Source organism: Klebsiella sp. P1927, assembly GCF_018204675.1.
Taxonomy (GTDB): Bacteria; Pseudomonadota; Gammaproteobacteria; order Enterobacterales; family Enterobacteriaceae; genus Klebsiella; species Klebsiella pneumoniae.
The window spans coordinates 5,443,906-5,470,580 of record NZ_CP073377.1 but is presented as its reverse complement, the minus strand read 5'-3'; the positions used below and the strand labels follow the sequence as shown (position 1 = coordinate 5,470,580).

Here is a 26,675-nt window from a genome sequence, read left to right as displayed (position 1 = left end):
TTTTGCATTTGTTGTGATGTTGTTTATTAGCGCATTATTTTGTTTATACCGATAGGAAAAGCATATGATAGCTAATCAACCGGGGGCTGCCCGCGCTTTTGCAGCACACTATGCTAAACATACCGTCATTCTGAGGAATTTGAAACGACTAAATTGCGGGCTATGTAACAGATAAGTGACAAATAAAAAAACCGCGCCAGCATGAACCGGACGCGGTGCAAAACAGAGCCTGATTACCAGCCTGCGGGTAGGTAGCCCACCGCGGATGCTATCGCGTAGGCGGCGCTGCAAAGATACAACAACACAATGAAGCATTGGATAAGCGGATGGGTCATCCAGGCCGGACAGGTCCAGCCCGGGGTCAGATCGCCACGCTGGCGGGCGCCCTTGAGCATCAGGATCGGCATAATCGATAAAATGACGCCGCTGAACACCCCGGCAAAATAGAGCGCGTTGACGAAGGAGACCATGCCGCTATAGGCCAGTACGAACGGCGGGATCGCCACCACCAGCAGCACCATCAGGCGCCGGGCGGGCTGTTCGTCATTCCCCAGGCGGAACTGATCGAAGATATTGGTCAGGAAGCTGCCGCCCAGTCCCCAGTAGGAGGTCAGCATCGCGCACAGCGCAAACAGATTGGCTGAGAAGAAGGCCCATTCGCCAAGCGCCCGCCCCCAGGAGATGGTGGCCACATCCGAGATATTGTCGAGACCGTTAAGCGAGATCACCGACAACGGCACCAGCGCCAGCAGGGTAAAGGTCAGCGCCATACCGACCATGATGGCTTTAGGCAATTTTTCCGGTTTGTCGGCGAAGCCCCGCGCCATCTCCGGCACGATATACTGTGCCGAGAAGCAGAATGCCACGACGTTGAAGACCGGAACCATATACAGCCAGTTGCCGTCGAGCAGATAGCCGACGCGGGTGGTATCTTTCAACAGCGTGGCAATCACCAGCACCGAGATCATCACCACCATGCCGATGCTGATAAATTTCTCACCGCGGCCGATCGCCTTCAGCCCCAGGTAGAGTACCCCTGCCGCCGGAACGAAAAACAGCACGCTGCCCAGCGCCGGCGAGATGCCAAACAGGGAGTGCAGCAGCTTACCGCTGCCGGTCATATACGCCGTCAATGCCCCGACGCTATTGACGCAGACGGAGAGAAACATCATCAGCGCGCCAAAGCCGCCGACGTAGCGCTTCGATAATCCACTGAGCTGCAGATGTTTACGGGTGCGCAGCGTGGATTCCGCGACATAGAGCATAGTCACCGTCGTCAGGCTGCCCACCAGCACCAGCCAGAACAGCAGCGGTAAGAAGCCCGCTTTGCTCGACGCATAGGCGATAGAGAGGACGCCCGCGCCAATATTGGTACCGACAATCATCGATACCCCTTCGACGAAGCTCAGAGATTTTGCAGGGACAGCCGTACGTTCCCGGCCGGTGAGGACGGGAGAAAAGGTGGAGTTTTCAGACATAATACTTAATGAGATGGTCACTCCCTCCTTCCCAGTACTATGCTGAGGACAGGCTTTCATTCGGAGAACCATCATGGAAAACATTGCGCTTATTGGTATCGATCTGGGTAAGAACTCTTTCCATATTCATTGTCAGGATCATCGTGGGAAGGCCGTTTACCGTAAAAAATTCACCCGACCAAAGCTAATCGAATTTCTGGCGACATGCCCGGCAACAACCATCGCGATGGAAGCCTGTGGCGGTTCTCACTTTATGGCACGCAAGCTGGAAGAGTTAGGGCATTTTCCAAAGCTGATATCACCGCAATTTGTCCGCCCATTCGTTAAAAGCAACAAAAATGACTTCGTTGATGCTGAAGCTATCTGTGAAGCAGCATCACGTCCATCTATGCGTTTCGTGCAGCCCAGAACCGAATCTCAGCAGGCAATGCGAGCTCTGCATCGTGTCCGTGAATCCCTGGTTCAGGATAAGGTGAAAACAACTAATCAGATGCATGCTTTTCTGCTGGAATTTGGTATCAGCGTTCCGCGAGGTGCTGCCGTTATTAGTCGACTGAGTACCCTTCTTGAGGACAGTAGTTTGCCTCTTTATCTCAGCCAGTTACTGCTGAAATTACAACAGCATTATCACTATCTTGTTGAGCAGATTAAAGATCTGGAATCTCAGTTGAAACGAAAGTTGGACGAAGATGAGGTTGGACAGCGCTTGCTGAGTATTCCCTGCGTTGGAACGCTGACTGCCAGTACTATTTCAACTGAGATTGGCGACGGGAAGCAGTACGCCAGCAGCCGTGACTTTGCGGCGGCAACAGGGCTGGTACCCCGACAGTACAGCACGGGAGGTCGGACGACATTGTTAGGGATTAGCAAGCGGGGCAACAAAAAGATCCGAACTTTGTTGGTTCAGTGTGCCAGGGTATTCATACAAAAACTGGAACACCAGTCTGGCAAGTTGGCCGACTGGGTCAGGGAGTTGTTGTGTCGGAAAAGCAACTTTGTCGTCACCTGTGCTCTGGCAAACAAGCTGGCCAGAATAGCCTGGGCACTGACGGCGCGACAGCAAACTTACGAAGCATAAAGGCAGAAATACACCAGTTTAAACAATCATTCATCTGGTTTTGCGAATACTGATATTGATGATACTAACGGCCCACCGGCCTGTTGAGGAACCTGTAAAACGGAAAGGCTCATTGAAGCCGTATATTTTCTGGAGGTTCATCAGGCGCGGAACTCATCGAGGCGCGGGAATAAAATCCCATTCAGACGCCGGATAGATTCAAGCAAGCCAACTTGTCGTCAAAATCGGTGTTGCAAAAACGGGAGTGACCATAGATTCCGTTTTACTCCGGCGGTTTTCACCGCCGGAAAAAAGGTGATATCAGAGTGATAAACCACTCACGCTGAGCATAAACAGCCGGCTGCGGCGTCCTGTTTCTGTTCGGCTTCCCTGCCGCCGCAGCCCGCCGGGGAGACGTTAGCTCTTCAGTACGCGCGCCAGAATATCCAGCGCTTTCGAGAACTGGGCGTCGGGGATAGTCAACGGATACAGGAAGCGGATCACGTTGCCGTAGACGCCACAGCTCAGCAGCAGCAGGCCGTTCTCCTGCGCTTTCTGTTGCACAAGGCGGGTGAATTCCGGCGACGGTTCGCCTGTTTGCGGATCGTTAAACTCCACCGCCACCATCGACCCCCGGCCGCGGACATCTACGATCGCCGGGCAGGTAGCGCGCGCCTGGTTGAGCACTTCCTGCAGATGGCTACCCAGCTGTTCAGCGCGCTGACACAGCTGCTCTTCGGCAATCACATCCAGCACCGCGTGCGCCGCGGCCACCGCCAGCGGGTTACCGGCATAGGTTCCGCCCAGCCCGCCTGGGGCTGGCGCATCCATCACCTCGGCGCGGCCGACAACGCCCGACAGCGGGAAACCGCCGGCGAGGCTTTTCGCCATCGTCATCAGATCCGGTTTCACCTCATAGTGCTGCATAGCGAACAGCTTGCCGGTGCGGGCGAAACCGGTCTGCACTTCATCGGCGATCAGCAGAATGCCGTGGGTATCGCACAGGTCGCGCAGCGCCTGCATAAAATCGGCCGGCGCGACGTTAAAGCCGCCTTCCCCCTGGATCGGCTCGAGAATGATGGCCGCTACCTGGTCCGGCGCAATATCCGCTTTGAAAATGCGCTCCAGGCTTTTCAGCGCATCCGCGGTGGTCACGCCATGCGCCGCATTGGGGTAAACGCCGTGATACACCGAGCCCGGGAATGGCCCGAAGCCGATTTTGTAGGGCGCGACCTTACCGGTGAGGGCCATGGTCATAAAGGTACGGCCGTGGAAACCGCCGCCGAAGGTAATCAGCCCCGGACGACCGGTGTAAGCGCGGGCGATTTTCACCGCGTTCTCGACCGCTTCCGCGCCGGTGGTGAAGAAAGCCGTTTTTGCCGGCCCGTCAATTGGCGCCAGATCGTTGATACGCTCCGCCAGCGAAACATAGCTTTCGTACGGCACAATCTGATAGGCGGTGTGGGTGAACGCCTGCAGCTGGTCGGCAACCGCGGCGACCACTTTCGGATGGCGGTGACCGGTATTTAACACGGCGATCCCGGCGGCGAAATCGATCACCTCATTGCCTTCGATATCCCACAGCGTGGCGTTTTCCGCCTTCTCGACAAAGTAGTTACACATTACGCCTACGCCGCGCGGCGTCGCCTGCTGGCGACGTTGATTCAGTTCTGAGCTTTTCACCTGCGAATCTCCTGTCGTGTATGTCACGTTATCGCAACAAATTAGAAACGATGTCGTTTATTTACACAGGAGTTGGCCCTATAATCGAGTACCAATTTTGAATATCTGAGGGATCCAATTGCGTTCGCTGGTGGGTGACCTGGTGCTGGTCCGTCTGCAGGAAGAGCGGGATCCTCTTCTGCACAAACGCTTATATAACGCGCTGCGCCGCGCGATCCTCGACGGTTCGCTGGCACCGCAAAGCCGTCTGCCGCCGTCGCGGGACCTGGCGGGCGAACTTGGCGTATCAAGAAACACCATATTAACAACTTATGAACAATTGCTGGCGGAAGGATATGTGGTTTCCCGTCGGGGAAGCGGAACATTCGTTGCCCAAACCGCCCCTGAGAGCTCATTGACGGCTAAAGGTCAGCAAGAAAACAGCAGTATCGCAGCACCGACGGCGCATCTTTCACGCCGAGGCCAACATCTGCTCGGCCAGGTCAGCGCCAGCCCGCGCCAGTGGGGAGCGTTTATACCCGGCGTGCCGGACGTTAACGCCTTTCCCCACCCGCTGTTCAGTAAGATCCAGGCCCGCATCAGCCGTCGGCCCAAACCGGAGCGGCTCAGCTATAGCTGCAACGGCGGCACTCCGGAACTGCAGCAGGCGCTGGTGGATTATCTGCGCGTGTCGCGCGGCGTCCACTGTCAGTCAGATCAAATTCTTATCACCGAGGGGATCCACCAGGCGATCGATCTGGTCACCCGCATGCTGTGTGATAACGGCGATCTGGCGTGGGTGGAGGAGCCTTCCTACTGGGGGATCCGCCACGTGCTGGCGATGAACGACGTTCGGGCAGAGCCCCTGACCGTCGATGCCAACGGCCTGTGCCCGCCGGAGACGGTTGACGATGCGCCGAGGCTGATCTTCGTTACGCCTTCCCACCAGTATCCGCTGGGCGCGGTGATGAGCCTTGAGCGCCGCCAGCGGCTGCTGGCGCTCGCCCGTCAGCAGGGGAGCTGGATCGTCGAAGATGATTATGACAGCGAGTTTCGCTTTTCCGGTCAGCCGATCCCCGCCCTGCAGGGTCTGGTCGCCGACGCCCCGGTGGTCTATATCGGCACCTTCAGCAAGACGCTCTATCCCGGCCTGCGCCTGGGCTACGTGGTGATCCCGCGGCCGCTGGTCAGCGACCTGAAGCACGCCCATGCTGAGCTTTACCGCGGCGGCCATTCGCTGATCCAGATGGCGCTGGCGGAGTTTATTACCGCCGGCCACTATTCGGCCCATATCCGCCGTATGCGGCTGCTCTACAGCCGTCGCCGCGCCTTTTTAACTGAGCTTATCCAGCAGCACTGTATGCCGTACGCCCTGTCTGACTTCAGCGATAATGCCGGGCTGCATTTGATCCTCAATTTGCCCGCAGAGGCTGACGATGTGGCGATCGCCAGAGAGGCCAATGCGCGGCACATTCTGGTGCGGCCGCTGTCGCGCTACTACCTGACGGCGGCGCGCAAGAAAGGATTACTGATGGGATTCGCCAGCCAGCCCGAAGAGCAGATGGCGTCGGCGTTCAGCGTCTTACTCGGCTGCCTGCAGACGCACTGCCCGCAGATGCTCCTGCTCCGGGAGGACGCAGAAAAACAAAACGCCCCAACCTGAGGCGGGGCGTTATCGGGGAGCCTGATATCAGGTATCAGGCAGGCGTGGCGTATCAGGCTTCGATAGCGGCACGCAGTTTTTTCATGGCGTTCTTTTCCAGCTGACGCACGCGCTCTGCGGAGACGCCGTAGCGGTCGGCCAGTTCCTGCAGCGTGGACTTGTTATCTTCGTCCAGCCAGCGGGCGCGGATGATGTCCTGGCTACGCTCGTCCAGGCCCTGCATCGCGTCAGTCAGCTTATTCGCCGCCTGCTCTTCCCAGTTATCGTCTTCGATGCCGTCGGCAAAGTTAGACGTTTTGTCCTGCAGATACAGGACCGGCGCCATCGGCTGGCTGTCGGACTCATCGTCGGACGACATGTCGAAGGTCATGTCCTGGGCCGCCATACGGGATTCCATCTCGCGGACGTCTTTGCTCGACACGCCCAGCTCACGGGCCACCATTTCCACTTCATCCTGGTTGAACCAACCCAAACGCTGTTTGGTTTTACGCAGGTTAAAGAACAGCTTACGCTGTGCTTTGGTGGTAGCGACCTTCACAATACGCCAGTTGCGCAGCACGTATTCGTGAATTTCGGCTTTAATCCAGTGCACGGCGAAGGAGACCAGGCGCACACCCACTTCCGGGTTGAAGCGACGCACGGCTTTCATCAGGCCGATATTGCCTTCCTGGATCAGATCCGCCTGCGGCAGGCCATAGCCCGAGTAGTTACGAGCAATGTGAACAACAAAGCGCAGGTGAGACAGAATCAGCTTTTTCGCTGCTTCCAGATCGCCCTGGTAATGCAGCTTTTCAGCAAGCTCCCGCTCTTCATCAGCCGACAGCATCGGCCAAGTGTTAGCGGCCCGGATGTACGATTCCAGGTTACCAACGGGGGCTAAAGCTAAAGTTTGCATTTCTTTGGTCATTCAAATCCTCTCAATTGATATCTTCTGACGCGTTCTTGTCCCCATCAGGCAACAAGCATGCCAGCATTCATGAGCAACGAGAATATCACTCACATTAGTATCAGACAGTGATTTTATCCACAAGTTCCATGCAACGGTGTGAATAAATTACGCACAAAATGTGACACCACGATGAAAAAGTGAGGGCAGGAAAAGGGGAACAAGCTTGCGGTATCTTTCCCTGCGAACAGGAACTCATTGCAGCAGGGAAAGATTATATCACGCTTTTATTAATCGGGAGTAAAGTGACGTAAATGTTGCACTGTCGCCAGCCAGGCGGCTACCCACCCGATCATCGAGCAGACGATCAACATCAACAGACACTCGTCGAAGCCTAAGCCGCTCAGCTCAAACTGGGTGCCGAAGACTTTCGCCACTTCGGTCACCGCCGACGAGAGGCGCATTACCAGAATCTCCGACAGGATCAGCGATAAAAACGCGCCGGAAAAGCCCAGCATCGCTCCGCCGTAGAGGAACGGACGCAGGATAAAGCCGTCGGTGGCGCCGATAAGCTTCTGAACGTTAATGGTATCGCGGCGGGCGAAGATGCTCAGGCGCACGCTGTTGCCGATCACCAGGAACACCGCCGCCACCATCAGCACGCCGATCATCGCCGACACGCGTCCTACCAGCCCGGTGAGCGAGGAGAGACGGGCAAACCAGCTGTCGTCCATCCGCACTTCATCGACACCCTGGATCCGCGATACCCGATCGCGCAGGGTATTCAGCGCCTCGGTGCTCTGGAAATCCAGCTTCGGCACCACGATGGCGACCGCCGGCAGCGGGTTCTCCTCCAGCATATCCAGGGCGCCGCCAAAGCCAGACCAGTTACGGAATTCCCCCAGCGCCTCGTCACGGGACAAATAGTTTACCTTGTCGACGCCCTGCTCCGCCTGCAGCTGGCCCACCACCCGCGCCGCGGCATCGTCATCCAGCGTTTTTTCCAGATAAACGGTGATCTGCGGCGAGGGATAATACTGGGACGCCGCGCTGCTGACGTTTTTGTAGACCATGTAGCAGACGCTTGGCAGGGTCAACGAAATGGCGATGACCATTACCGTCAGGAAGGTCGCCAGCGGCGTGCTTTTTAGATCCTGCAGCGCGCCGTGCCAGGCATAGCGCACCTGCTCGTTGAATACGTTGCTCTTACGCGAGGCCGGGTTAGGCGCCGCTTTCGGCCGTTTTGGCGCATTGCGCCCGCCGCCGCCGCCGCCCGCGGCGTTGCGCAGGCGATCGAACTTGCTGCCGAACTGGCGAATCTGGTTCATTGCGTCGCGCTTATTCACCCCGAATGCCTCCATGCAGATGGCCGTCGCTAAGCGTCAGCACGCGGTACGGACGACTGGAGATAAGCCCCAGATCGTGCGTGGCCATCAGTACCGTCACCCCGACGCGGTTAAACTCTTCAAACAGACGTAAAATCCCCTCCGAGAGCGCCTCGTCGAGGTTGCCGGTCGGTTCATCCGCCAGCAGCACCGCCGGCTTGTTGACCACCGCGCGAGCGATTCCCACGCGCTGCTGTTCACCGCCGGAGAGCTGAATGGGAAAATTCTTCGCTTTGTCCAGCAGGCCAACCTTGTCCAGCGCCGCCGAGACGCGACGACGAATATCATCGCCGCTGGCGCCGGCGATAATCAGCGGGATCGCCACGTTGTCATACACGGTACGATCCATCAGCAAATGGTGGTCCTGGAAAATCATACCGATCTGGCGGCGCAGGAACGGCACCTCACGGCTCTTCAGACGGCTGATTTCATGACCGCTGAAGAAGATTTTCCCGGCGCTGGGCCGTTCGATACCACAGATAAGCTTCAGCAGGGTACTCTTCCCTGCGCCGGAATGGCCGGTCAGAAACGCCATCTCGCCCGGCTGCAGGTGGAAGGTCACCCCCTGCAGCGCTTGTCTCCCACCGAGATAGGCTTTGCTGACTTGTTCAAAGCGAATCATTCTTAATCCTCTCGGGCAAAAAGTGCCTCAATAAAGTCGCCCGCATTAAACGGACGCAGATCCTCAATACGCTCGCCGACGCCAATATAGCGAATCGGAATGCCGAACTGATCGGCCACCGAGAAGATCACGCCGCCTTTGGCGGTGCCGTCCAGCTTGGTCAGGGTGATCCCGGTCAAACCTACCGCCTCATGGAACAGTTTGGCCTGGCTAACAGCATTCTGCCCGGTGCTGGCGTCAATGGTTAACATCACCTCGTGCGGCGCGTCGACGTCCAGCTTTTTCATTACCCGGACAATCTTCTTCAGCTCTTCCATCAGGTGCGATTTATTCTGCAAACGCCCGGCGGTATCGGCAATCAGTACGTCAACATGACGCGCCTTCGCCGCCTGAATGGCGTCGAAAATCACCGAGGCGGAGTCGGCGCCGGTGTGCTGGGCGATCACCGGGATATTATTACGCTGGCCCCAGACCTGCAGCTGTTCCACCGCCGCCGCACGGAAGGTATCCCCCGCCGCCAGCATCACCGACTTACCCTGCTGTTCAAACTGACGCGCCAGCTTGCCGATGGTAGTGGTTTTCCCCACACCGTTCACGCCGACCATCAGAATAACAAATGGCGTTTTGCCTTCAACGTTCAGCGGCTCGTCTACTTTGGCGAGAATCTCGCCCATCTCTTCTTTCAGCAGGCCGTACAGCGCTTCCGCATCGCGCAGCTGCTTACGGCTGGCGCCTTCCGTCAGGTTGGTAATGATCTTGCGGGTGGTTTCCACCCCGACGTCGGCGATCAGCAGCTGTTCTTCCAGCTCTTCAAACAGATCATCGTCGATCTTCTTACCGCGGAACAGGCTGATAAATCCGGAACCGAGATTTTGCTTCGTTTTCAGCAGGCTACGTTTGAGGCGGGCGAAGAAACCTTCTTTTGTCGGTTTTTCCTGCTCCTGAGCCAGCGCTTCAAGCGGCGCCTCGTCCTCGGGCGCCGGCACCACTACCGCCGCCTCTTCTGCCGCTTCGGCCGCCAGCGCCTGCGCTTCCAGCTCTTCATCGCTTAACGGCGCGTCCTCTTCGGGCGCTTCTGTCTCCTGCGGCTGGACAACGATGCCTTCCACAGGCTGCTCTGCTACGGCTTCCGCCACCACCGGTTCGGCGATAACCTCTTCCGCCAGCGGCTCAACCACCGCAGGCTGTTCAGGCGGTTCGCTGACCGCGGGCTCCGGTTCAACAACAGGCGTTTCTTCGGTCAGAGCAGGCGTTTCCACCCACTCTTCTTCCTGCGCGCTGGCAGGCTCCGCGAGGTGCGCTTTTTCGCTTTCGACCACCGTCTCGGTCACTTCGACGACGTCTTCGGCAAACGCCTCCGGGTCTGCTTTCGGCGCGCTCGGCTCAGCAGGGGTTTCAACCGCCGGTATCTCTTCGGCAACCGCTTGCTGTTCTTCTACTTTTTGCTCTGTCTCGGTTTCCTGTGCCTGTTCTTTCTGTCCAAAGCCCAGCCAGGAAAAGAAGCCACGTTTTTTCTCTTTTGCCATTTGCGACCACACTCCTCGCTGTTTATTCATGGCGCAGCTTCATCAGAAGCTGAAAAAATGATGAAATTAGTTGGATAGTCTATCACTTAACTTAACTCGCAGCACCGCCCCCGGATTAAGGTTTCGTCAACCGCCGTCGATCGCTAGAATAGCAGGCTGGAAGTTGAGACTTGAGCAGAGAGATGAAAAAACCAAACCACGCGGGCAGCGGTCAGATCCGCATCATCGGCGGGCAATGGCGCGGCCGTAAATTACCGGTGCCGGAGAGCCCGGGCCTGCGGCCGACCACCGACCGGGTTCGCGAAACCCTTTTTAACTGGCTGGCGCCGTCCATTGTTGACGCGCACTGCCTCGATTGCTTTGCCGGCAGCGGCGCGCTGGGGCTGGAAGCGCTGTCCCGCTATGCGGCCAGCACCACGCTGCTGGAGATGGAGCGCGGCGTAGCCCAGCAGCTGCAAAAAAATCTCGCCACCCTGAAAGCGGATCGCGGCAAGGTGATCACCACCAACACCCTCAGCTTCCTGAGCCAGCCGGGGACCCCGCACCAGATCGTGTTCGTCGACCCGCCGTTCCGTCAGGGGCTGCTGGAGGAGACGCTACGTCTGCTGGAGACACAAGGCTGGCTGGCCGATGAGGCCCTGGTGTACGTCGAAAGCGAAGTCGAAAACGGCTTACCGCCGGTGCCGGCTAACTGGCAATTGTATCGTGAAAAAGTGGCCGGACAGGTCGCCTACCGTCTTTACCAACGTGAGGCCCAAGGAGAGCACCATGCTGATTAATTTAGGCCGCCTGCTGATGCTGTGCGTCTGGGCCTTTCTGTTATTGAATCTGTTTCAGCCCTTCCCGAAGCCGCTGAATATCTTTGTCAACGTCGCGCTGATTTTCATGATCCTGATGCACGGTCTGCAGCTGACGCTGCTCAAGGCGACGCAGCCGAAAGAGGCGCCGCCGCTGAGCCGCTTTGAGCAAATCCGCATTTTTATTTTCGGCGTGTTTGAGCTCGTGGCCTGGCAGAAAAAACTGAAGGCGACGCTGAAAAAATAGTCCTGAAAAGGGCTCAGGGATCGGGCGTAAACGCCACGAACGCTGTGCCCTTATAACTCAACATCCCACGATCGCCGACGCTCAGCGCGTGATATTGCGGCGCGTCAAGGCGAAACACCACCTCCAGCCCACCGTTTTCGGGGCGAAAGCTCGCTTCATAGCGCATCTCACTGCCTGCAGGCGTCACCGTCTGCTGCCGCGAGCGCCGATCGTTAATCACTTTTTCCCGTTTATTGCTGACGATAACCCGCTTTTGTAGCAACGGCGCGGCGTCATTCGCCTGTTTCTCACGGCGCTGCTGGACATAGCGAAACGAAGCCGCCACCACAATCACCGCGACGACCAGAACAAAAAAGAGGGGCATTTTACTCATCAAGGTTACCCATAAAAAATATCAGGAATCAGCATACTGCGTCGGGAATAACATTGTCATCTGCTACGCCAAACCACTACACTGAGTAGTAGCATCACGCATCCGTAACTTTCTTTATGATAACAGATACAGGGACTTACTATGCTTTGGTCATTTATTGCTGTCTGTTTCTCCGCATGGCTTTATGTCGATGCATCCTATCGTGGGCCGGCATGGCGACGCTGGGTTTTTAAACCTGTCACCCTGATTCTGTTGCTGTTACTGGCCTGGCAGGCGCCGATGTTCAATGCCATCAGCTATCTGGTGCTGGCTGGCCTGTGCGCCTCGCTGCTCGGCGACGCCCTGACCCTGCTGCCGCGCCAGCGGGTGATGTACGCGGTGGGCGCTTTCTTCCTGTCACATCTGCTGTATACCATCTGGTTCGCCAGCCAGCTGACGCTGTCGTTCTTCTGGCCGCTGCCGCTGGTGCTGCTGGTATTCGGCGCCCTGCTAATGGCGGTGATCTGGAGTCGGCTGGAAGAGATGAAAATGCCGGTGCTGACCTTTATCGGAATGACGCTGGTAATGGTCTGGCTGGCCGGTGAGCTGTGGTTTGTCCGCCCCACCAACACCGCGCTGTCCGGTTTCGCCGGCGCAGCCCTGCTGCTGCTGAGCAATGCCGTGTGGCTGGTGAGCCACTATCGTCGCCGCTTCCGCGCCGATAACGCCATCGCCGCCGCGTTCTACTTTGCCGGCCACTTCCTGATCGTGCGCGCGCTGTACCTGTAATTTAGTTCTTGACTCTGGAGTCGACTCCAGAGTGTATCCTACGGCTAATGAGAAAATTATCATTTCCCGGAGGGTGCCATGTCGACTCCAGACGCGCAGGATAAAAAAGTTCCACAATTCTCGTCTTTCACCATGCGGCCAGCAACCGCCCCGGCGGAGAGCTGCTGTACAGATCACGCCTGCGCCACAGAGTCCGCCCCTGCCGCCGAAGCGCTTAGCGACGCCCGCTATAGCTGGCAAGTTGATGGCATGGACTGCGCCGCCTGCGCCCGCAAGGTGGAAACCGCGGTCCGTCAGGTGCCCGGGGTCAGTCAGGTCCAGGTGCTGTTCGCCACAGAAAAGCTGCTGGTTAACGCCGAGGGCGATGTCCGCGCTCAGGTTGAGAACGCGGTCCGCCAGGCGGGGTATACGCTGCGCGATGCCGATGCTCCCGCAGCTAAGCAAACCCGAGGGTCGCTGCTGCGCGACAATCTGCCGTTACTGACGCTGGTTATCATGATGGCCTTGAGCTGGGGGCTGGAGCAGGCCAACCACCCTGCCGGTCAGTTGGCCTTTATTGCCACCACCCTGGTTGGCCTGTGGCCGGTTGCCCGCCAGGCGCTACGCCTGATCAAGAGCGGGAGCTGGTTCGCCATTGAAACGCTGATGAGCGTCGCCGCCATCGGGGCGCTGTTTATCGGCGCCACCGCGGAGGCGGCGATGGTGCTGTTGCTGTTCCTGATCGGCGAGCGTCTCGAAGGCTGGGCCGCCAGCCGCGCACGGCAGGGGGTGAGCGCGCTGATGGCGCTGAAGCCCGACACCGCCATCCGTCTGCGCAACGGCGTGCGGGAAACCGTCGCCCAGCGCGACCTGCGTCCCGGAGATGTGATTGAAGTGGCTGCCGGCGGGCGTCTGCCGGCGGATGGACAACTGCTGTCGCCGTTTGCCAGCTTTGATGAAAGCGCCCTGACCGGCGAGTCGGTGCCGGTGGAGCGTCAGGCCGGGGAACGGGTAGCGGCGGGCGCCACCAGCGTCGATCGCCTGGTGCAGCTTACCGTGATATCCGAACCGGGCGACAGCGCCATCGACCGCATCCTGAAGCTGATTGAAGAGGCTGAGGAGCGTCGGGCGCCAATCGAGCGCTTCATCGACCGCTTCAGCCGGATCTACACCCCGGCCATTATGGTGGTGGCCTTGTTGGTCGCCATTGTCCCGCCGCTGTTCTTCGCCAGCGCCTGGCTACCGTGGATTTATAAAGGGCTGACGCTGCTGCTGATCGGCTGTCCGTGCGCGCTGGTCATCTCCACGCCGGCGGCCATCACCTCCGGCCTGGCGGTCGCCGCCCGCCGCGGGGCGCTAATCAAAGGCGGCGCGGCGCTGGAGCAGCTGGGCCAGGTGCGCCAGGTGGCGTTCGATAAAACCGGCACCCTGACCGTCGGCCAGCCGCAGGTGACTTCGGTTATTGCCACGGCCGAAGTTGACGACAACGCGCTGCTGGCGCTGGCGGCGGCGGTGGAGCAAGGCTCCAGCCACCCGCTGGCGCAGGCTATCGTCCGTGAAGCGCAGCGGCGTCAGCTGAGCATTCCGCTTGCCAGCGGCCAGCGGGCGCTGGCGGGCTCTGGTATCGAAGCCGAAGTCAACGGCAGCCGCATCCTGATCTGCGCAGCCAGCAAAGCCGCCCCGGCAGAGCATGAGGCGCAGATCCAGCAGCTGGAAAGCGCCGGGCAAACGGTAGTGCTGGTGATGCGCGGCGAGACGCTGCTCGGCATTCTGGCGCTGCGCGATACCCTGCGCGACGACGCGCGTCAGGCGGTGGATGCTTTGCATCAGTTGGGCGTTCAGGGGGTGATCCTTACCGGGGATAACCCGCGCGCCGCGGCGGCCATCGCCAGCGAACTGGGGCTGGAATTCCGCGCCGGTCTGCTACCGGCGGACAAGGTCAACGCGGTGATAGCGCTGAATGCCGACGCGCCGCTGGCGATGGTCGGGGACGGTATCAACGACGCCCCGGCGATGAAAGCGGCCACCATCGGCATCGCCATGGGCAGCGGAACCGACGTGGCGCTGGAGACGGCCGACGCCGCGCTGACCCATAACCGTCTGACCGGCCTGGCGCAGATGATTTCCCTGGCGCGCGCCACCCACGCCAATATCCGCCAGAACATCGCGATTGCCTTAGGGCTGAAGGGGATTTTCCTCGTCACCACCCTGCTCGGCCTGACCGGTCTGTGGCTGGCGGTGCTGGCGGATACCGGCGCCACCGTGCTGGTAACGGCTAACGCGCTGCGGTTATTGCGTAAGAAGTTGTAGCATCGATACCGGCTTCCCTGCTCGCGCTACGCTTAGCAGGGCTACGGTTCCAGACCGTCGGGTAGCCCGGATAAGGCGCTACGCGCCGCCATCCGGGAGAGGCTCAGTGGCTTTTGCGGATCAGGTAGCGGTACGGCAGGGCTTCGGTTTCCTGGGCCACCAGCTCATGCTCCATAAAGCGGCAGAATCCCGGGATATCGCGGGTGGTGGCCGGATCGTCAGCAATAATCAGCAGCGTCTCGCCCACCGGCATCGTCCGCACGGTTTTACGCACCATCATGACCGGCTCCGGGCAGCGGAGTCCCAGGGCATCCAGGGTGTGGTCAGGAGTGGAGAAAAGTTCGCTCATTTTAGTCTCACGTCAACAAAACGGCCCTAGTTTACCCCCTGCTCGCCAGTACGCAAGCCAGGTTAACGTTTGCGCGAAAAACAACCATTGCATTACGCCGGCAACGCAGTATCATGCAGCCGTTTTTAATTGGGTTCCCTCACCCCAACGTTCCGCTGCCGATTGCTCATTCACCTGAAGCATGACGGGCATAAAAAGGTCACAATATGAATCCGTTTACTACCGTACAGCGCAAAAAAGCGCTCGTCTGGCTTTCGCTATTTCATTTGCTGGTCATCACCTCCAGCAACTATCTGGTTCAGCTGCCGATCTCCATCTTTGGTTTCCATACCACCTGGGGCGCGTTTAGTTTTCCGTTTATTTTCCTCGCCACCGACCTGACGGTGCGGATTTTTGGCGCCCCGCTGGCGCGACGCATCATTTTCGCGGTGATGGTCCCGGCGCTGGCCATCTCTTACGGCATCTCCGCGCTGTTCTACATGGGCGAATGGCAGGGCTTTGCCGCGCTGGGCACCTTTAATCTCTTCGTCGCGCGCATCGCCGTCGCCAGCTTTATGGCCTATGCGCTGGGGCAGATCCTCGACGTTCACGTCTTTAACCGCCTGCGGCAGAGCCGCCGCTGGTGGTTGGCCCCTACCGCCTCGACGCTGTTCGGCAACATCAGCGATACCGTGGCGTTTTTCTTTATCGCTTTCTGGCGCAGCCCGGACCCGTTTATGGCCGCCCACTGGGGGGAAATCGCCCTCGTCGACTACAGCTTTAAAGTGCTTATCAGCATCATTTTCTTCCTGCCGATGTACGGCGTGCTGTTAAATATGCTGTTGAAAAGACTGGCGGATAAATCTGATTTGTCGGCATTACAGCCGAGTTAAAGGTACTCGCGGGCTGATGTGTTAAGATAGCCGGATGAGCCATTAGTGGCCGTTTATCGAAAGGAAGATGTCAATGCGCAATTTGGTTAAATATGTCGGTATTGGCCTGCTGGTGATGGGGCTTGCCGCCTGCGATAACAGCGATTCAAAAGCGCCAACCGTTGGCGCAGCAGCGGAGAGCAATGCCAGCGGCCAGGCAATCAGCCTGCTGGATGGCAAGCTGAGCTTCACCCTGCCTGCGGGCATGGCCGACCAGAGCGGCAAACTGGGTACCCAGGCGAACAATATGCACGTCTACTCTGACGCTACCGGCCAGAAAGCGGTCATCGTCATCGTCGGCGACAGCACCAATGAAGATCTGGCGGTGCTGGCGAAACGCCTGGAAGATCAGCAGCGCAGCCGCGACCCGCAGCTGCAGGTGGTGAGCAATAAACCGCTGGAGATTAAAGGCCATACCCTGCAGCAGCTGGACAGCATTATCTCCGCCAAGGGGCAGACCGCCTGGTCTTCCGTGATCCTCGGCAAAGTGGATGACAAGCTGCTGACCCTGCAGGTCACCCTGCCGGCGGATAACCAGCAGCAGGCGCAGACCGAAGCGGAAAGCATCATCAACACCCTCACCATCCAGTAATTACTGGCCTGGTGCGCTGGCCTCCGGTTCGCTAACCGGGGGCCGTTTTTTTAGCCGCCAGCCCAACAGCAGCGCCGCCATCACCAGCCCCGCCGCGGCGAGATAAATCATCGAGATCCCGGTCCACGCCATCAGCAATCCGGCCAGCGGCCCGCTGACGCCCAACGACAAATCCATAAACACGGTATAGGTCGCCAGCGCCGACCCCTGATTGTGCTGCGGCACCGCTTTCACCGCCACCACGCCCAGCGCCGGAAAGACCAGCGAAAAGCCAGCCCCGGTAAGGAAAGTACCGATTTTCGCCATCATCGGCGTATCGGCAAAGCCGACCAGCAGCAGGCCGATCGCCTCCACGCTAAAGCAGAGCATCGCCACGTTCAGCCCGCCGAGTAGGTTAATGGCGTTGGGAAACAGCAGCCGCGCGCCAACGAACGCGCAGCTGAATAATGTCAGCGCGAAAGCCGCGCCGTCCCAACCTTTGGCGTCATAAAATAGCGTGATAAAGGTGGCGATCACCCCAAAGCCGGCGGAGGCCAACGCCAGCGCCATGCCGTAGGGCCAGACCCGGCCGAGCACCGCGCGAAACGACATCGCTTTGCCTTTGGCAGCCTTCACCGCCGCGCGGGGCAGCGCGCAGAGGATAGCCACCAGCGCTACCGCCATAATGACCCCGGCCAGACCGCTGAGGCCAATGTGCGAATAGCACAGCACGCCGAGCGGCGCGCCCATCGCCATCGCCCCATAGGTCACAATCCCGTTCCACGAGATCACCCGCCCGATATGCAGCGAACCGACCACGCCGACGCCCCACAGCGTCGAGCCTGTGCCGGCGAAGCTCTGGCCGATACCAAGGATCACCCGTCCGAGGCATAACAGCAGCAGGCTAATCAGTGGCCAGCCGCTGCCCCAGGCGGCCAGCAGATAGCTCAAACCGCTCAAAAAGCAGCCGCCGAGGCCGAAGACGACAATCTTTTTGGGCCCCAGCAGGTCGGCATAGCGCCCGGCATGCGGGCGGCTGAGCAGCGTGGCGAAATATTGCAGGCTAATCACCAGCCCGGCCCAGAAAGCGCTAAAGCCCATGACATCATGAACATAGCCGGGCAGCACCGCCAGCGGCAGGCCGATGGTGAGGTAGCTGGCAAAGTTAAAGATAACGACAGAGACAATCCGCAGATTGAGGCGCAGTCCATTAAGCGCCGGTTCGGCGACGGGTTCGGGCATCAGGTTCCACCAGATTTCGACAACCAGCTTTCACTATTACCACGCTGTCGGCGGAAAAGCAGCCCTCCTTTCGGAATATTGGCAGTCGGCGAACCGCTACACTTATCTGGCGCGACTCATAAAAGGAATACCTATGTCCCCTCCGCAGGCTGATAAAGCCGGGCTTCATATTTTACTTAAGCTGGCGGCGCTGGTGATTATCCTCGCCGGGATCCACGCCGCCGCCGATATCCTGGTGCAGCTGCTGCTGGCGCTGTTTTTCGCTATTGTTCTCAACCCGCTGGTCACCTGGTTCATTCGCCGAGGGGTGCGGCGTCCGTTCGCCATTACCCTGGTGGTGACGGCTATGCTGGTGATGCTCACCGCGCTGCTCGGCGTGCTGGCGGCGTCGCTCAATGACTTTGTCGCCATGCTGCCCGATTTCAACCGCGCCCTGACGCGCAAGATCCTCCAGCTCCAGGAGTATCTCCCCTTCCTTAATCTGCATATCAATCCGGAGCGGATGCTGCGGCGCATGGATTCAGAACGGCTGATGACCTGGGCCACGACGCTGATGACCCAGCTTTCCGGGGCGATGGCCAGCATCGTGCTGCTGGTGATGACGGTGATCTTTATGCTGTTTGAGGTTCGCCACCTGCCCTACAAACTGCGTTTTGCCCTCAATAACCCGCGCCTGCATATCGCAGGATTGCACCGGGCGCTGAAAGGCGTCACCCATTATCTGGCGCTGAAGACGCTGATTAGCCTGTGGACCGGGCTGATTGTCTGGCTGGGGCTGCTGGCGATGGGGGTACAGTTCGCCCTGATGTGGGGGGTGCTGGCGTTTTTGCTGAACTATGTGCCGAACATTGGCTCCGCCATCTCCGCTATCCCCCCCATGCTGCAGGCGCTGCTGTTCAGCGGCATCTATGAGTGCCTGTTGGTAGGGGCGCTGTTTCTGGTGGTGCATATGGTGCTGGGCAACATGGTGGAGCCGCGCATGATGGGCCACCGGCTGGGGATGTCGACCCTGGTGGTGTTCCTGTCGTTGTTGGTCTGGGGCTGGCTGCTGGGGCCGGTGGGAATGCTGCTCTCGGTGCCGTTAACCAGCGTCTGTAAAATCTGGATGGAAACCACCGTCGGGGGCAGCAAGCTGGCGATCCTGCTCGGCCCGGGCCGTCCCAAAAGCCGGCTCCCCGGCTAGCGGCGTTTCACCGGCCAGAAGATGGTCAATACGCCGGCGACGATGATCGCCACGCCCAGCAGCGATTGCCAGTAGAACGGCTCATGCCAGCCGGGCAGCCAGATGGCGGCGGCCCACACGAGGATATAGCTCAGGCTCAGTAGCGCATACGCTTTCGACAGCGGCAGGCGATGGAGGGCAAAGTACCAGCAGACCATCGACAGCAGGTAGCCCAGCAGGCCGAAAAACAGGCCGAAAGTCCCGGGCTGGAAATGCAGCAGATGCTGGAGAAATGCCACAATATCGGTCAGCGGCGGCAAGGCCACCATGGCGCTGCGCAGCAGCAACTGCGCGGCGCTGACGAGGCCGACGCTGAGTAATGCCCAGAAAAAGCCCATCAGACGCTGGTCCCCAGAATGACAATGCCCACGACGATCAACCCGACGCCAAGCCAGTGGCGACGGGCGACCGGCTCATGCCAGATGCCCCAGCCCGCGAGGGTAACCCAGACGAAATTCAGACTCAGCATCGGATAGGCGATGCTGACCGGAATAGACTGCAGGACGCTCAGCCACAGCAGCATGCCGCAGCCCAGACATAACAGCGCCATCCCCAACCAGAAGAGTATATGGCGACTCCGCCGTCCGCGACGGGACGGGCGGGTCGCCTGTTTCTGGCAGAGCTGTCCGGCGCAGCTCAGCAGGCTGGCGCACACCAGACAGATCCAGACGCTCATTGCGGCAGGTACTGAAGGAAAACGACCCGGCCCAGCTCGTAGGCGTTATCCGGTTTCGGTAACGGTAAGTCGAGCATACTCTCTCCTTTATCCATCAACAGCACCAGCGAGACCGGCCCCTGCTGACGATGCGCGGCCAGCCAGTCGGCAAAACCGGCCTGGCTGACAAAGCTTCCCTGAGCATCCGGCCAGTCGAGACCGTACTTCAGCTCACCCTGTTTGTCGAACATAATAATATCGCTTCGCTTCAGCTCCCAGGCCAGGCCGCCGGCGATCCCAACGTTGTTGGTCAGGACGTAACGGCTGGGCTGCAGGGATTCGCTGACGATATCCACGAGGAACTGCGGCTGTTTGCTGTCGATAACCCGGTCCGGGATGGCGAAGCCCACCAGCAGCGCCAGGCCGAGCGGACAGAGCGCGGCGAGGCTCCAGCGGCGGCCAGAGTCTTTCATCGCCAGCCAGCCCATCAGCGCCCAGACGGCAAAAGCGATCGCCGCCAGCAGACATTTATACAGCTCAATCTTGGTCCACACCGGCTTATGCATGAAGCCCCACGGCGAGACCACCAGCACGGCGATAAGCCCCAGCAAACCAACGCCCAGGTTGATCATCCCGTTGATGCGCAACGCTTTCGCGCCGGTCTTTGCGGCCTCCAGCGCGTAGCGGGCCATCAGGATCGACAGCGGCGCAAAGCACGGCAGAATATAGGTCGGCAGTTTGCCTTTGGCGATACTGAAGAACAGGAACGGCATCGCCACCCAACCTAACAGATACAGCGCGCCGCGGGCCTCATCGCGCTCAAGCCAGCCGCGCTTTAGCGCCCCCGGCAGCAGGGCCAGCCACGGCAGACTGCCGGCGATCAGGAACGGGATGTAGTACCAGAACGGCGCTTTGTGCTGGGCGTCTTTTTCAGCAAAACGCTGAATATGCTCGACCCAGAAGAAGTAGCGCCAGAAGTCCGGCTCGCGCTGAGCGATAGCCAGCCCCCAGGGCAGCACCACCAGCGTACAGACGATTACCGCCAGCCAGCCGTAGGTCAGCACTTCACGCCAGCGTTTACGAGCGATCACCCACGGCAGAACGCCCACCACCGGCACCGCCAGCGCCAGGAAGCCCTTGGTCATCACCCCCATCCCGCAGGCGACGCCCAGCAGCACGTAGCCCAGTATTTTGCCGCTGCGGCTGTGCGCCTGCGCCGCGCCCCAGAAGCTGCACATCGCCAGCGCCAGCCACAGGGTGATCATCGGGTCCAGCACCGCATAGGTGCCAATCGCATACACCAGCATCGCGGTGAGGAAGATAATCGGCGACAGGATAGCTACCCGCTTATCACGAAAGATCCGCCACGCCAGCCAGGCCACCAGCAGGGCGGTCATGGTGATGGCGAAGACCGACCCGAAGCGTACGCCGAAGTTATTATGGCCAAACAGCCACTGACCGATACTGTTGATCCAGTAACCGGCAATCGGTTTTTCGAAGTAGCGCAGGCCGAGAAAATGCGGTACCACCCAGTCGCCGGTGGCCAGCATTTCACGGCTGATCTCCGCGTAGCGGGTTTCGTCGGGTTGCCAGAGCAAACGGAAATTGAGCGGCAGCAGATAATACAGCGCAAACAGCGCAATCAGAGAGACGCCATAGCGAATGCTTTTCATCAAACACCCGAAGTCAGTAATTGTTCACGTCCGAGCCAGCCTTCCCGGCCAGCCAGTTCACCACGAACCACTTTGCCTGAGGGCAGCTCGCTAAAGTCAGCGGGCAGCAGCTGGCTCAGTGGGCAAAACTGAATTTCTTCTTCCGCCGCCATGGTCAGTAGTTCATTGAACTGATCGGCGTAGGCAATGCCTTCCACTTCAGCGTGAATGGTATAGACCGGCACGCCCGCATCGCGATGGATGCAGTCCAGCAGGTAGCGGTTAAAGCCGGCGATATCCACCGCCGTGCCCACCGCCTCGTCCCAGGTCGGCAACGTGACCGGGATCTGCACCGTACCGGAAACGCCGCTGCCGAGCTGGGGCAGAAACGGCCGCGTGCCGCGACAGTCGCTGTTGTAGAGAAAATCGAAGGATTCTTTGGCTTTAACCACCCGCTGATCGGCGCGCCAGCCGGCGACGGCCGAGCAGGTCACCGGCCGGCCGATGATGCGCTCGAGCTCCAGCAGGCCGCGCTCAACCTCCAGCGCCAGCCTTTCCTGCGGCCAGACGCCGCTCCACGCCTGCCAGCTGTAGTGGTCCCAGGCGTGCAGGCCGACTTCATGAGATTCGGCGGCGGCGCGGAGCACCGCTTCGTTCCCTGCGCCGATGCGGCGCCCCGGCCAGGCGGTGCCGGCCAGCAGAATATCCCAGCCGTACAGCGAGGCGGCTCTGGAACGCAGCATCTTCCACAGAAACTTCGGTTTTATCAGGCGCCACAGATGGCGCCCCATATTGTCCGGCCCGACGCTGAAGAAGAAGCTTGCCTGGATCCCATGCCGGCCCAGCAGCTCCAGCAGCCGCGGAACGCCGTCCCGCGTGCCGCGAAAGGTATCGACATCTATGCGTAAGCCGACCTGTTTCATGGATTTTTATCGTCCACCAGTTCAACCGTGCGCAGGAAGAAGTCCAGCGTGTGTTCGACCGTTTCTTCCATCTCCACCTTCGGCTCCCAGTTCAGGCAGCGTTTGGCGTTGCGGATGCTCGGCTTACGATGCTCAACGTCCTGGTAGCCCTTTCCGTAGTAATCGCTGCTTTCCACTTCACGGAAGCCGGCGAACGGCGGGAAGCGATCGCGCAGCGGATGACGTTCGAAGCAGGCGAGCAGCATTTCGGCCAGCTCTTTGATACTCGCTTCGTTATCCGGGTTGCCGATGTTAATGATCTGCCCGTCGCAGCGGCCGTCTTTGTTCTCGATGATGCGGAACAGCGCTTCGATACCGTCGCTGATGTCGGTGAAGCAGCGCTTCTGCTTGCCGCCTTCGATAAGCTTGATCGGCGACCCTTCCACCAGGTTGAGGATCAGCTGAGTGATGGCGCGGGAGCTACCGATACGCGCGGCATTAAGGTTATCCAGACGCGGCCCCATCCAGTTGAACGGACGGAAAAGGGTGAACTTCAGGCCGTTCTTATCGCCATAGGCCCAGATCACGCGATCGAGCAGCTGCTTGGAGACCGAGTAGATCCAGCGCTGTTTGTTGATCGGCCCCACCACCAGGTTGGAGCTATCTTCGTCAAAGTTTTTGTCGGTGCACATGCCGTACACTTCCGAGGTCGACGGGAAGATAATGCGCTTATTGTATTTCACGCAGTCGCGGATGATTTTCAGGTTCTCTTCGAAATCCAGCTCGAACACGCGCAGCGGGTTGCGGGTGTATTCGATAGGCGTGGCGATGGCCACCAGCGGCAGCACCACGTCGCATTTCTTAATGTGATACTCGATCCACTCAGAGTGAATGCTGATATCGCCTTCCACAAAGTGGAAACGCGGACAGTCGAGAAAACGGCTGATGGCGTCGGAGCCGATATCCAGACCGTAAATCTCATAGTTGTCGTCCTGCAGCAGGCGCTCGGTCAGGTGGTTACCGATAAAGCCGTTGACGCCGAGGATCAGCACCCGGGTGCGACGCTTAATCGCCACCACCGGTTTGCTGCTGATCACCGCCCCGGACACCAGGCCCAGCGCCTGCGCCAGCTGAGCGCCCTGCATGTACACGCCGCGTTCGGTCTGGCCGGTGACAATCTCCAGCGCCCCGTCCTGGCACGCGACGATCAGCGGAGCAATGGAGAGCACGGTGCCCGGTTTAGCTGCTGGCAAATCGTGGCGAACGCGGGATTTCCAGACGATAAACTTGTTCGCTCCGGCGTAGCCGAAGGCGCCCGGCCACGGATCCGAGACCGCACGCACCAGATTGTGCAGGGTCTGCGCCGGCAGCTCCCAGTCCAGCCGGCCATCTTCCGGGGTACGACGCCCCACATAGGTTGCCTGGCTGTGATCCTGCGGACGCTCATCGGTGGTGCCGGCGAGGATCGCCGGCAGCGCCCGGCTCAGCAGCTCAGTGGCGGCAGCGCACAGCTTACGATGCAGCGTCAGGGCGGCGTCATCCGCGCCAATCGCCACGGCCTGCTGGGCGACGATATCGCCAGCGTCTGCGCGGTTCACCATCCGGTGCAGGGTGACGCCGGTTTCGCTTTCGCCATTGACCAGCACCCAGTTCAGCGGCGCGCGGCCGCGATATTTTGGCAGCAGCGAACCGTGCAGGTTGAACGCCCCTTTCGGCGCCAGATTGAGGATCTCATCGCCCAGCAGGTTGCGATAGTAGAAGGAGAACAGCACGTCCGGCTTCATCTCGCGGATACGCTCAATCCACAGCGGATGGTTCACGTCTTCCGGGGCCCACACCGGAATACCCTGCTCGGCGGCAAGGCGCGCCACGGAGCCAAAGAAATGGTTTTCGCCAGGGTTATCCGGGTGGGTGAAAATAGCAGCGATATCATACCCGGCGTCCAGCAGGGACTGGATACCGGTGCAGCCCATATCGTGATAAGCGAAGACTACGGCTTTCATGAACGATCTTCCTCTTTAGATGCCGTTTCCGGCTGGCGAACAACACGTTGAATAAAGTAGCGGGGGCGGGCGCGCACGTCGTTATAGATGCGGCCGATATACTCCCCGAGCAGGCCCATACCGACAAACTGGGCGCCGATGAACATGAACAGCACGGCGAAGAGCATAAACACCCCTTCCGCCGCCCACTGCGGGCCAAAGGCCAGACGCAGCACCACCAGCAGCAGGCCGAAGGCGAAGCCCAGCAGGGCAATCACGCTGCCGAAAATGCTGAGCAGACGCAGCGGCGTGGTGGTCAGACAGGTCACCAGGTCGTACATCAGGTTGATCAGGCGCATAAAGCTGTATTTGGAGTCGCCGAATTCGCGCTCGGCGTGCATCACCGGGATCTCCACCGCGCGCCGGGCGAAGGTATTCGCCAGGATCGGGATAAAGGTGCTGCGCTCATGGCAGTTGAGCATGGCGTCGATGATATGGCGGCGGTAAGCGCGCAGCATGCAGCCGTAGTCGCCCATCGCTTTGCCGGTGGTGCGCTGGATCAGGCGGTTGATCATCTTCGACGCGGTTTTACGGAAGATGCTGTCCTGACGGTTCTGGCGGACGGTGCCCACCACGTCGTAACCTTCATCAGCCTTCGCCACCAGCCGCGGGATCTCCTCCGGCGGGTTTTGCAGGTCGGCGTCGAGGGTAATAATCAGATCGCCGGTTACATGGCTGAAGCCGGCCATGATCGCCGAGTGCTGGCCGTAGTTACGGTTTAACAGCACGGCGACGACGTGGCTGCCTTCCGCCTCGGCGGCTTCGGTGAGCATGCGCGCGGAATCGTCGCTGCTGCCATCGTCGATCAACAGAATTTCATATTGCCGCCCCAGGGTGGCGCAGGCGGCATCCGTACGACGAAGCAGTTCCGGCAGGCTATCCTGTTCGTTATAAACCGGGATAACCACCGAGACCTTCTTCACGGGAGGGTAAGTAAGCATATCAACGTCCTGACAACTGGCGCAGTGCGGAGATAACGCGAGTGACATCGTCATCGGTCATATCCGGGAACAACGGGAGAGAGCAGATGCGGGCGCTGTTCCATTCGGTATTCGGCAGGGAAACCTCAGGGAAGCGCTCGCGGTAATATTTTTGCGTATGGGCCGCACGGAAGTGCAGGCCGGTGCCGATGCCCATCGCCTTCAGCTTTTCCATCAGCGCGTCGCGGCTGATGCCGCACGCGGCCTCATCGACGCGGATGATAAACAGATGCCAGGCGTGCTGGTGATCCCAGGTCGGGACGCTCAGCGGTTTAAACGGCGTGTCCGCCAGCTCGCGCAGGTAGCGCTGGGCAATCTCGGTCCGGCGCTGATTGGCGTGGCTCAGTTTTTCCAGCTGGACCAGCGCCAGAGCGGCATTGATATCGGCAAGGTTGTACTTGAAGCCCGGGGTGATCACCTCCGCCTGCGGCGCGCGGCCGTGGGTCTGGCGATCATAAGCGTCCACGCCCAGACCATGGAATTTCAGGCTACGGATGCGGGAGGCCAGCTCGTCGTCATCGGTGACAATCAGCCCGCCTTCGGCGCAGGTCATGTTTTTGATCGCGTGGAACGAGAAAATGGCGGTCCCCTGCCAGCCCACGTGGCGGCCTTTATAATGGGTACCGGCCGCATGGGCGGCGTCTTCGATCACCGAAATGCCATGGCGCTCGCCCACCGCGCGAATGGCGTCAATGTCGGCTGGCGCCCCGGCGTAATGCACGGGAATTATCGCTTTGGTACGCGAGGTGATCGCCGCTTCCACCGCTGCAGGGGTAATCATCAGATTGTCGTTATCGACATCGATCATCACCGGCGTGGCGCCCAGCAGGCAGATCATATTGAGAGTGGAGACCCAGGTCTGGGACGGCGTAATGACTTCATCGCCGGGGCCAATACCCAGCGCCATCAGGGTCACATGCATCCCGCCGGTCGCTGAACTGACGGCAATCGCATGACGGTTGCCGGTCAGCTGGCAGAATGCCGCTTCAAGTGCCTGATTCTTCGGCCCGGTGGTGATCCAGCCCGACGCTAAAACTTCACGCAGCGCAGCCAGCTCTGCGTCGCCCATCGACGGGCGCGAAAAAGGCAAAAAATCGCTCATCATCATCCTGTTCTGTAGATGACCCACGCACGAATCTGGGTCGTTAGAATAAAATATCCTGCGCCTGCGGACTTAAACGAAATTAAAATGAAGTGAGTTCAGCACGGCATTCCATTTCAGGGTATCTCGACCACTATTAATGTAGTCGACCTTGCTTAGGATAATATTAAGAAATTAATATTTCTTTAGAACAAGAAATAACTTATTAATAAACAGTATGATAGGAGTTTTTTATGGCAGAAATTTGACGGAGGAGCGTTCCTGTCACGAAAAAGAGAACAGGAACGCAATAGT

The 26,675-nt window shown here is 59.3% G+C and carries 25 protein-coding genes; 9 read left to right on the top strand and 16 right to left on the bottom strand.

Going from position 1 to position 26,675, the window contains the following annotated elements; all coding sequences use genetic code 11:
• Positions 1–233: 233 nt before the first annotated feature.
• The gene (locus KB892_RS27100) at positions 234–1,478 is read right to left on the bottom strand and encodes an aromatic amino acid transport family protein (protein WP_002920813.1); all 1,245 of its coding nucleotides are present in this window, start codon (positions 1,476–1,478) and stop codon (positions 234–236) included.
• A gap of 73 nt (positions 1,479–1,551) precedes the next feature.
• Here KB892_RS27100 and KB892_RS27095 point away from each other — a divergent pair, with 73 nt between their 5' ends.
• Positions 1,552–2,556: an IS110-like element IS5075 family transposase gene (locus KB892_RS27095; RefSeq protein WP_000427619.1), complete on the top strand. Its 1,005-nt coding sequence runs from the start codon at positions 1,552–1,554 to the stop codon at positions 2,554–2,556.
• 396 nt (positions 2,557–2,952) lie between these two features.
• On the opposite strand, the gene KB892_RS27090 is transcribed toward KB892_RS27095, so the two are convergent.
• Complete coding sequence (locus KB892_RS27090) at positions 2,953–4,218, bottom strand: 4-aminobutyrate--2-oxoglutarate transaminase (RefSeq protein ID WP_002920814.1); 1,266 nt, start codon at positions 4,216–4,218, stop codon at positions 2,953–2,955.
• Between the two features lie 118 nt (positions 4,219–4,336).
• On the opposite strand from KB892_RS27090, the gene KB892_RS27085 reads away from it, so the two are divergent.
• The gene (locus KB892_RS27085; RefSeq protein WP_004200671.1) at positions 4,337–5,860 is read left to right on the top strand and encodes a MocR-like pyridoxine biosynthesis transcription factor PdxR; all 1,524 of its coding nucleotides are present in this window, start codon (positions 4,337–4,339) and stop codon (positions 5,858–5,860) included.
• 52 nt (positions 5,861–5,912) lie between these two features.
• On the opposite strand, the gene rpoH is transcribed toward KB892_RS27085, so the two are convergent.
• The 4 genes from rpoH to ftsY all read right to left on the bottom strand — a co-directional run bounded on the left by rpoH (position 5,913) and on the right by ftsY (position 10,279).
• The gene (gene rpoH / locus KB892_RS27080) at positions 5,913–6,767 is read right to left on the bottom strand and encodes an RNA polymerase sigma factor RpoH (RefSeq protein WP_002920815.1); all 855 of its coding nucleotides are present in this window, start codon (positions 6,765–6,767) and stop codon (positions 5,913–5,915) included.
• 269 nt (positions 6,768–7,036) lie between these two features.
• Positions 7,037–8,092, bottom strand: a complete 1,056-nt coding sequence (ftsX, locus tag KB892_RS27075; protein ID WP_002920816.1) for a permease-like cell division protein FtsX — start codon at positions 8,090–8,092, stop codon at positions 7,037–7,039.
• Complete coding sequence (ftsE, locus tag KB892_RS27070; protein ID WP_002920817.1) at positions 8,085–8,753, bottom strand: cell division ATP-binding protein FtsE; 669 nt, start codon at positions 8,751–8,753, stop codon at positions 8,085–8,087. The genes ftsX and ftsE overlap by 8 nt, the downstream gene beginning before the upstream one ends.
• Positions 8,754–8,755: 2 nt before the next feature.
• On the bottom strand, positions 8,756–10,279 hold the full coding sequence (gene ftsY / locus KB892_RS27065) for a signal recognition particle-docking protein FtsY (RefSeq protein WP_002920818.1): 1,524 nt from the start codon (positions 10,277–10,279) through the stop codon (positions 8,756–8,758).
• A 182-nt stretch (positions 10,280–10,461) separates the two neighbouring features.
• On the opposite strand from ftsY, the gene rsmD reads away from it, so the two are divergent.
• Both rsmD and KB892_RS27055 read left to right on the top strand, forming a co-directional pair.
• A complete protein-coding gene (rsmD, locus tag KB892_RS27060; protein WP_002920820.1) occupies positions 10,462–11,058 on the top strand; it encodes a 16S rRNA (guanine(966)-N(2))-methyltransferase in 597 nt (198 codons plus the stop codon).
• A complete protein-coding gene (locus tag KB892_RS27055; protein ID WP_002920822.1) occupies positions 11,048–11,323 on the top strand; it encodes a DUF1145 family protein in 276 nt (91 codons plus the stop codon). Before rsmD ends, KB892_RS27055 begins: the two co-directional genes overlap by 11 nt.
• 13 nt (positions 11,324–11,336) lie before the next feature.
• Here the strand turns inward: KB892_RS27055 and KB892_RS27050 are convergent, their stop codons facing one another.
• Positions 11,337–11,687 carry a DUF2500 domain-containing protein gene (locus KB892_RS27050; protein ID WP_004173989.1) on the bottom strand — a complete coding sequence of 117 codons (351 nt, stop codon included), beginning with the start codon at positions 11,685–11,687 and terminating at the stop codon, positions 11,337–11,339.
• 150 nt (positions 11,688–11,837) lie between these two features.
• Here KB892_RS27050 and KB892_RS27045 point away from each other — a divergent pair, with 150 nt between their 5' ends.
• The gene (locus tag KB892_RS27045; protein ID WP_002920827.1) at positions 11,838–12,464 is read left to right on the top strand and encodes a lysoplasmalogenase; all 627 of its coding nucleotides are present in this window, start codon (positions 11,838–11,840) and stop codon (positions 12,462–12,464) included.
• A 78-nt stretch (positions 12,465–12,542) separates the two neighbouring features.
• The gene (zntA, locus tag KB892_RS27040; RefSeq protein ID WP_004151416.1) at positions 12,543–14,753 is read left to right on the top strand and encodes a Zn(II)/Cd(II)/Pb(II) translocating P-type ATPase ZntA; all 2,211 of its coding nucleotides are present in this window, start codon (positions 12,543–12,545) and stop codon (positions 14,751–14,753) included.
• Between the two features lie 103 nt (positions 14,754–14,856).
• Here zntA and tusA read toward each other — a convergent pair whose 3' ends face one another.
• Positions 14,857–15,102 (bottom strand): sulfurtransferase TusA, encoded by a 246-nt coding sequence (gene tusA, locus KB892_RS27035; RefSeq protein WP_002920858.1) that lies wholly within the window; start codon positions 15,100–15,102, stop codon positions 14,857–14,859.
• A gap of 206 nt (positions 15,103–15,308) precedes the next feature.
• Between tusA and KB892_RS27030 the strand changes: the two genes are divergently transcribed.
• Both KB892_RS27030 and KB892_RS27025 read left to right on the top strand, forming a co-directional pair.
• Complete coding sequence (locus tag KB892_RS27030) at positions 15,309–15,974, top strand: 7-cyano-7-deazaguanine/7-aminomethyl-7-deazaguanine transporter (RefSeq protein WP_002920860.1); 666 nt, start codon at positions 15,309–15,311, stop codon at positions 15,972–15,974.
• Between the two features lie 73 nt (positions 15,975–16,047).
• Positions 16,048–16,605, top strand: coding sequence for a DcrB family lipoprotein (locus KB892_RS27025; RefSeq protein WP_002920861.1), 558 nt, complete (start codon positions 16,048–16,050; stop codon positions 16,603–16,605).
• Here the strand turns inward: KB892_RS27025 and KB892_RS27020 are convergent, their stop codons facing one another.
• Positions 16,606–17,826, bottom strand: a complete 1,221-nt coding sequence (locus KB892_RS27020; RefSeq protein ID WP_002920862.1) for an MFS transporter — start codon at positions 17,824–17,826, stop codon at positions 16,606–16,608.
• Between the two features lie 133 nt (positions 17,827–17,959).
• On the opposite strand from KB892_RS27020, the gene KB892_RS27015 reads away from it, so the two are divergent.
• Positions 17,960–19,009: an AI-2E family transporter gene (locus KB892_RS27015; protein WP_004145147.1), complete on the top strand. Its 1,050-nt coding sequence runs from the start codon at positions 17,960–17,962 to the stop codon at positions 19,007–19,009.
• Here the strand turns inward: KB892_RS27015 and arnF are convergent.
• The 7 genes from arnF to arnB are packed head-to-tail and all read right to left on the bottom strand — an operon-like array spanning position 19,006 to position 26,381.
• Positions 19,006–19,386 (bottom strand): 4-amino-4-deoxy-L-arabinose-phosphoundecaprenol flippase subunit ArnF, encoded by a 381-nt coding sequence (gene arnF / locus KB892_RS27010; RefSeq protein ID WP_002920863.1) that lies wholly within the window; start codon positions 19,384–19,386, stop codon positions 19,006–19,008. The genes KB892_RS27015 and arnF overlap by 4 nt on opposite strands.
• Positions 19,386–19,724 (bottom strand): 4-amino-4-deoxy-L-arabinose-phosphoundecaprenol flippase subunit ArnE, encoded by a 339-nt coding sequence (gene arnE, locus KB892_RS27005; protein WP_002920864.1) that lies wholly within the window; start codon positions 19,722–19,724, stop codon positions 19,386–19,388. The genes arnF and arnE overlap by 1 nt, the downstream gene beginning before the upstream one ends.
• Positions 19,721–21,376, bottom strand: coding sequence for a lipid IV(A) 4-amino-4-deoxy-L-arabinosyltransferase (gene arnT / locus KB892_RS27000; protein ID WP_004151418.1), 1,656 nt, complete (start codon positions 21,374–21,376; stop codon positions 19,721–19,723). Before arnT ends, arnE begins: the two co-directional genes overlap by 4 nt.
• A complete protein-coding gene (arnD, locus tag KB892_RS26995) occupies positions 21,376–22,278 on the bottom strand; it encodes a 4-deoxy-4-formamido-L-arabinose-phosphoundecaprenol deformylase (protein ID WP_004151419.1) in 903 nt (300 codons plus the stop codon). The genes arnT and arnD overlap by 1 nt, the downstream gene beginning before the upstream one ends.
• Positions 22,275–24,260 carry a bifunctional UDP-4-amino-4-deoxy-L-arabinose formyltransferase/UDP-glucuronic acid oxidase ArnA gene (arnA, locus tag KB892_RS26990; RefSeq protein ID WP_002921032.1) on the bottom strand — a complete coding sequence of 662 codons (1,986 nt, stop codon included), beginning with the start codon at positions 24,258–24,260 and terminating at the stop codon, positions 22,275–22,277. The genes arnD and arnA overlap by 4 nt, the downstream gene beginning before the upstream one ends.
• A complete protein-coding gene (gene arnC, locus KB892_RS26985) occupies positions 24,257–25,240 on the bottom strand; it encodes an undecaprenyl-phosphate 4-deoxy-4-formamido-L-arabinose transferase (protein WP_002921035.1) in 984 nt (327 codons plus the stop codon). Before arnC ends, arnA begins: the two co-directional genes overlap by 4 nt.
• Position 25,241: 1 nt before the next feature.
• Complete coding sequence (gene arnB, locus KB892_RS26980; protein WP_002921037.1) at positions 25,242–26,381, bottom strand: UDP-4-amino-4-deoxy-L-arabinose aminotransferase; 1,140 nt, start codon at positions 26,379–26,381, stop codon at positions 25,242–25,244.
• Between the last annotated feature and the right edge of the window lie 294 nt (positions 26,382–26,675).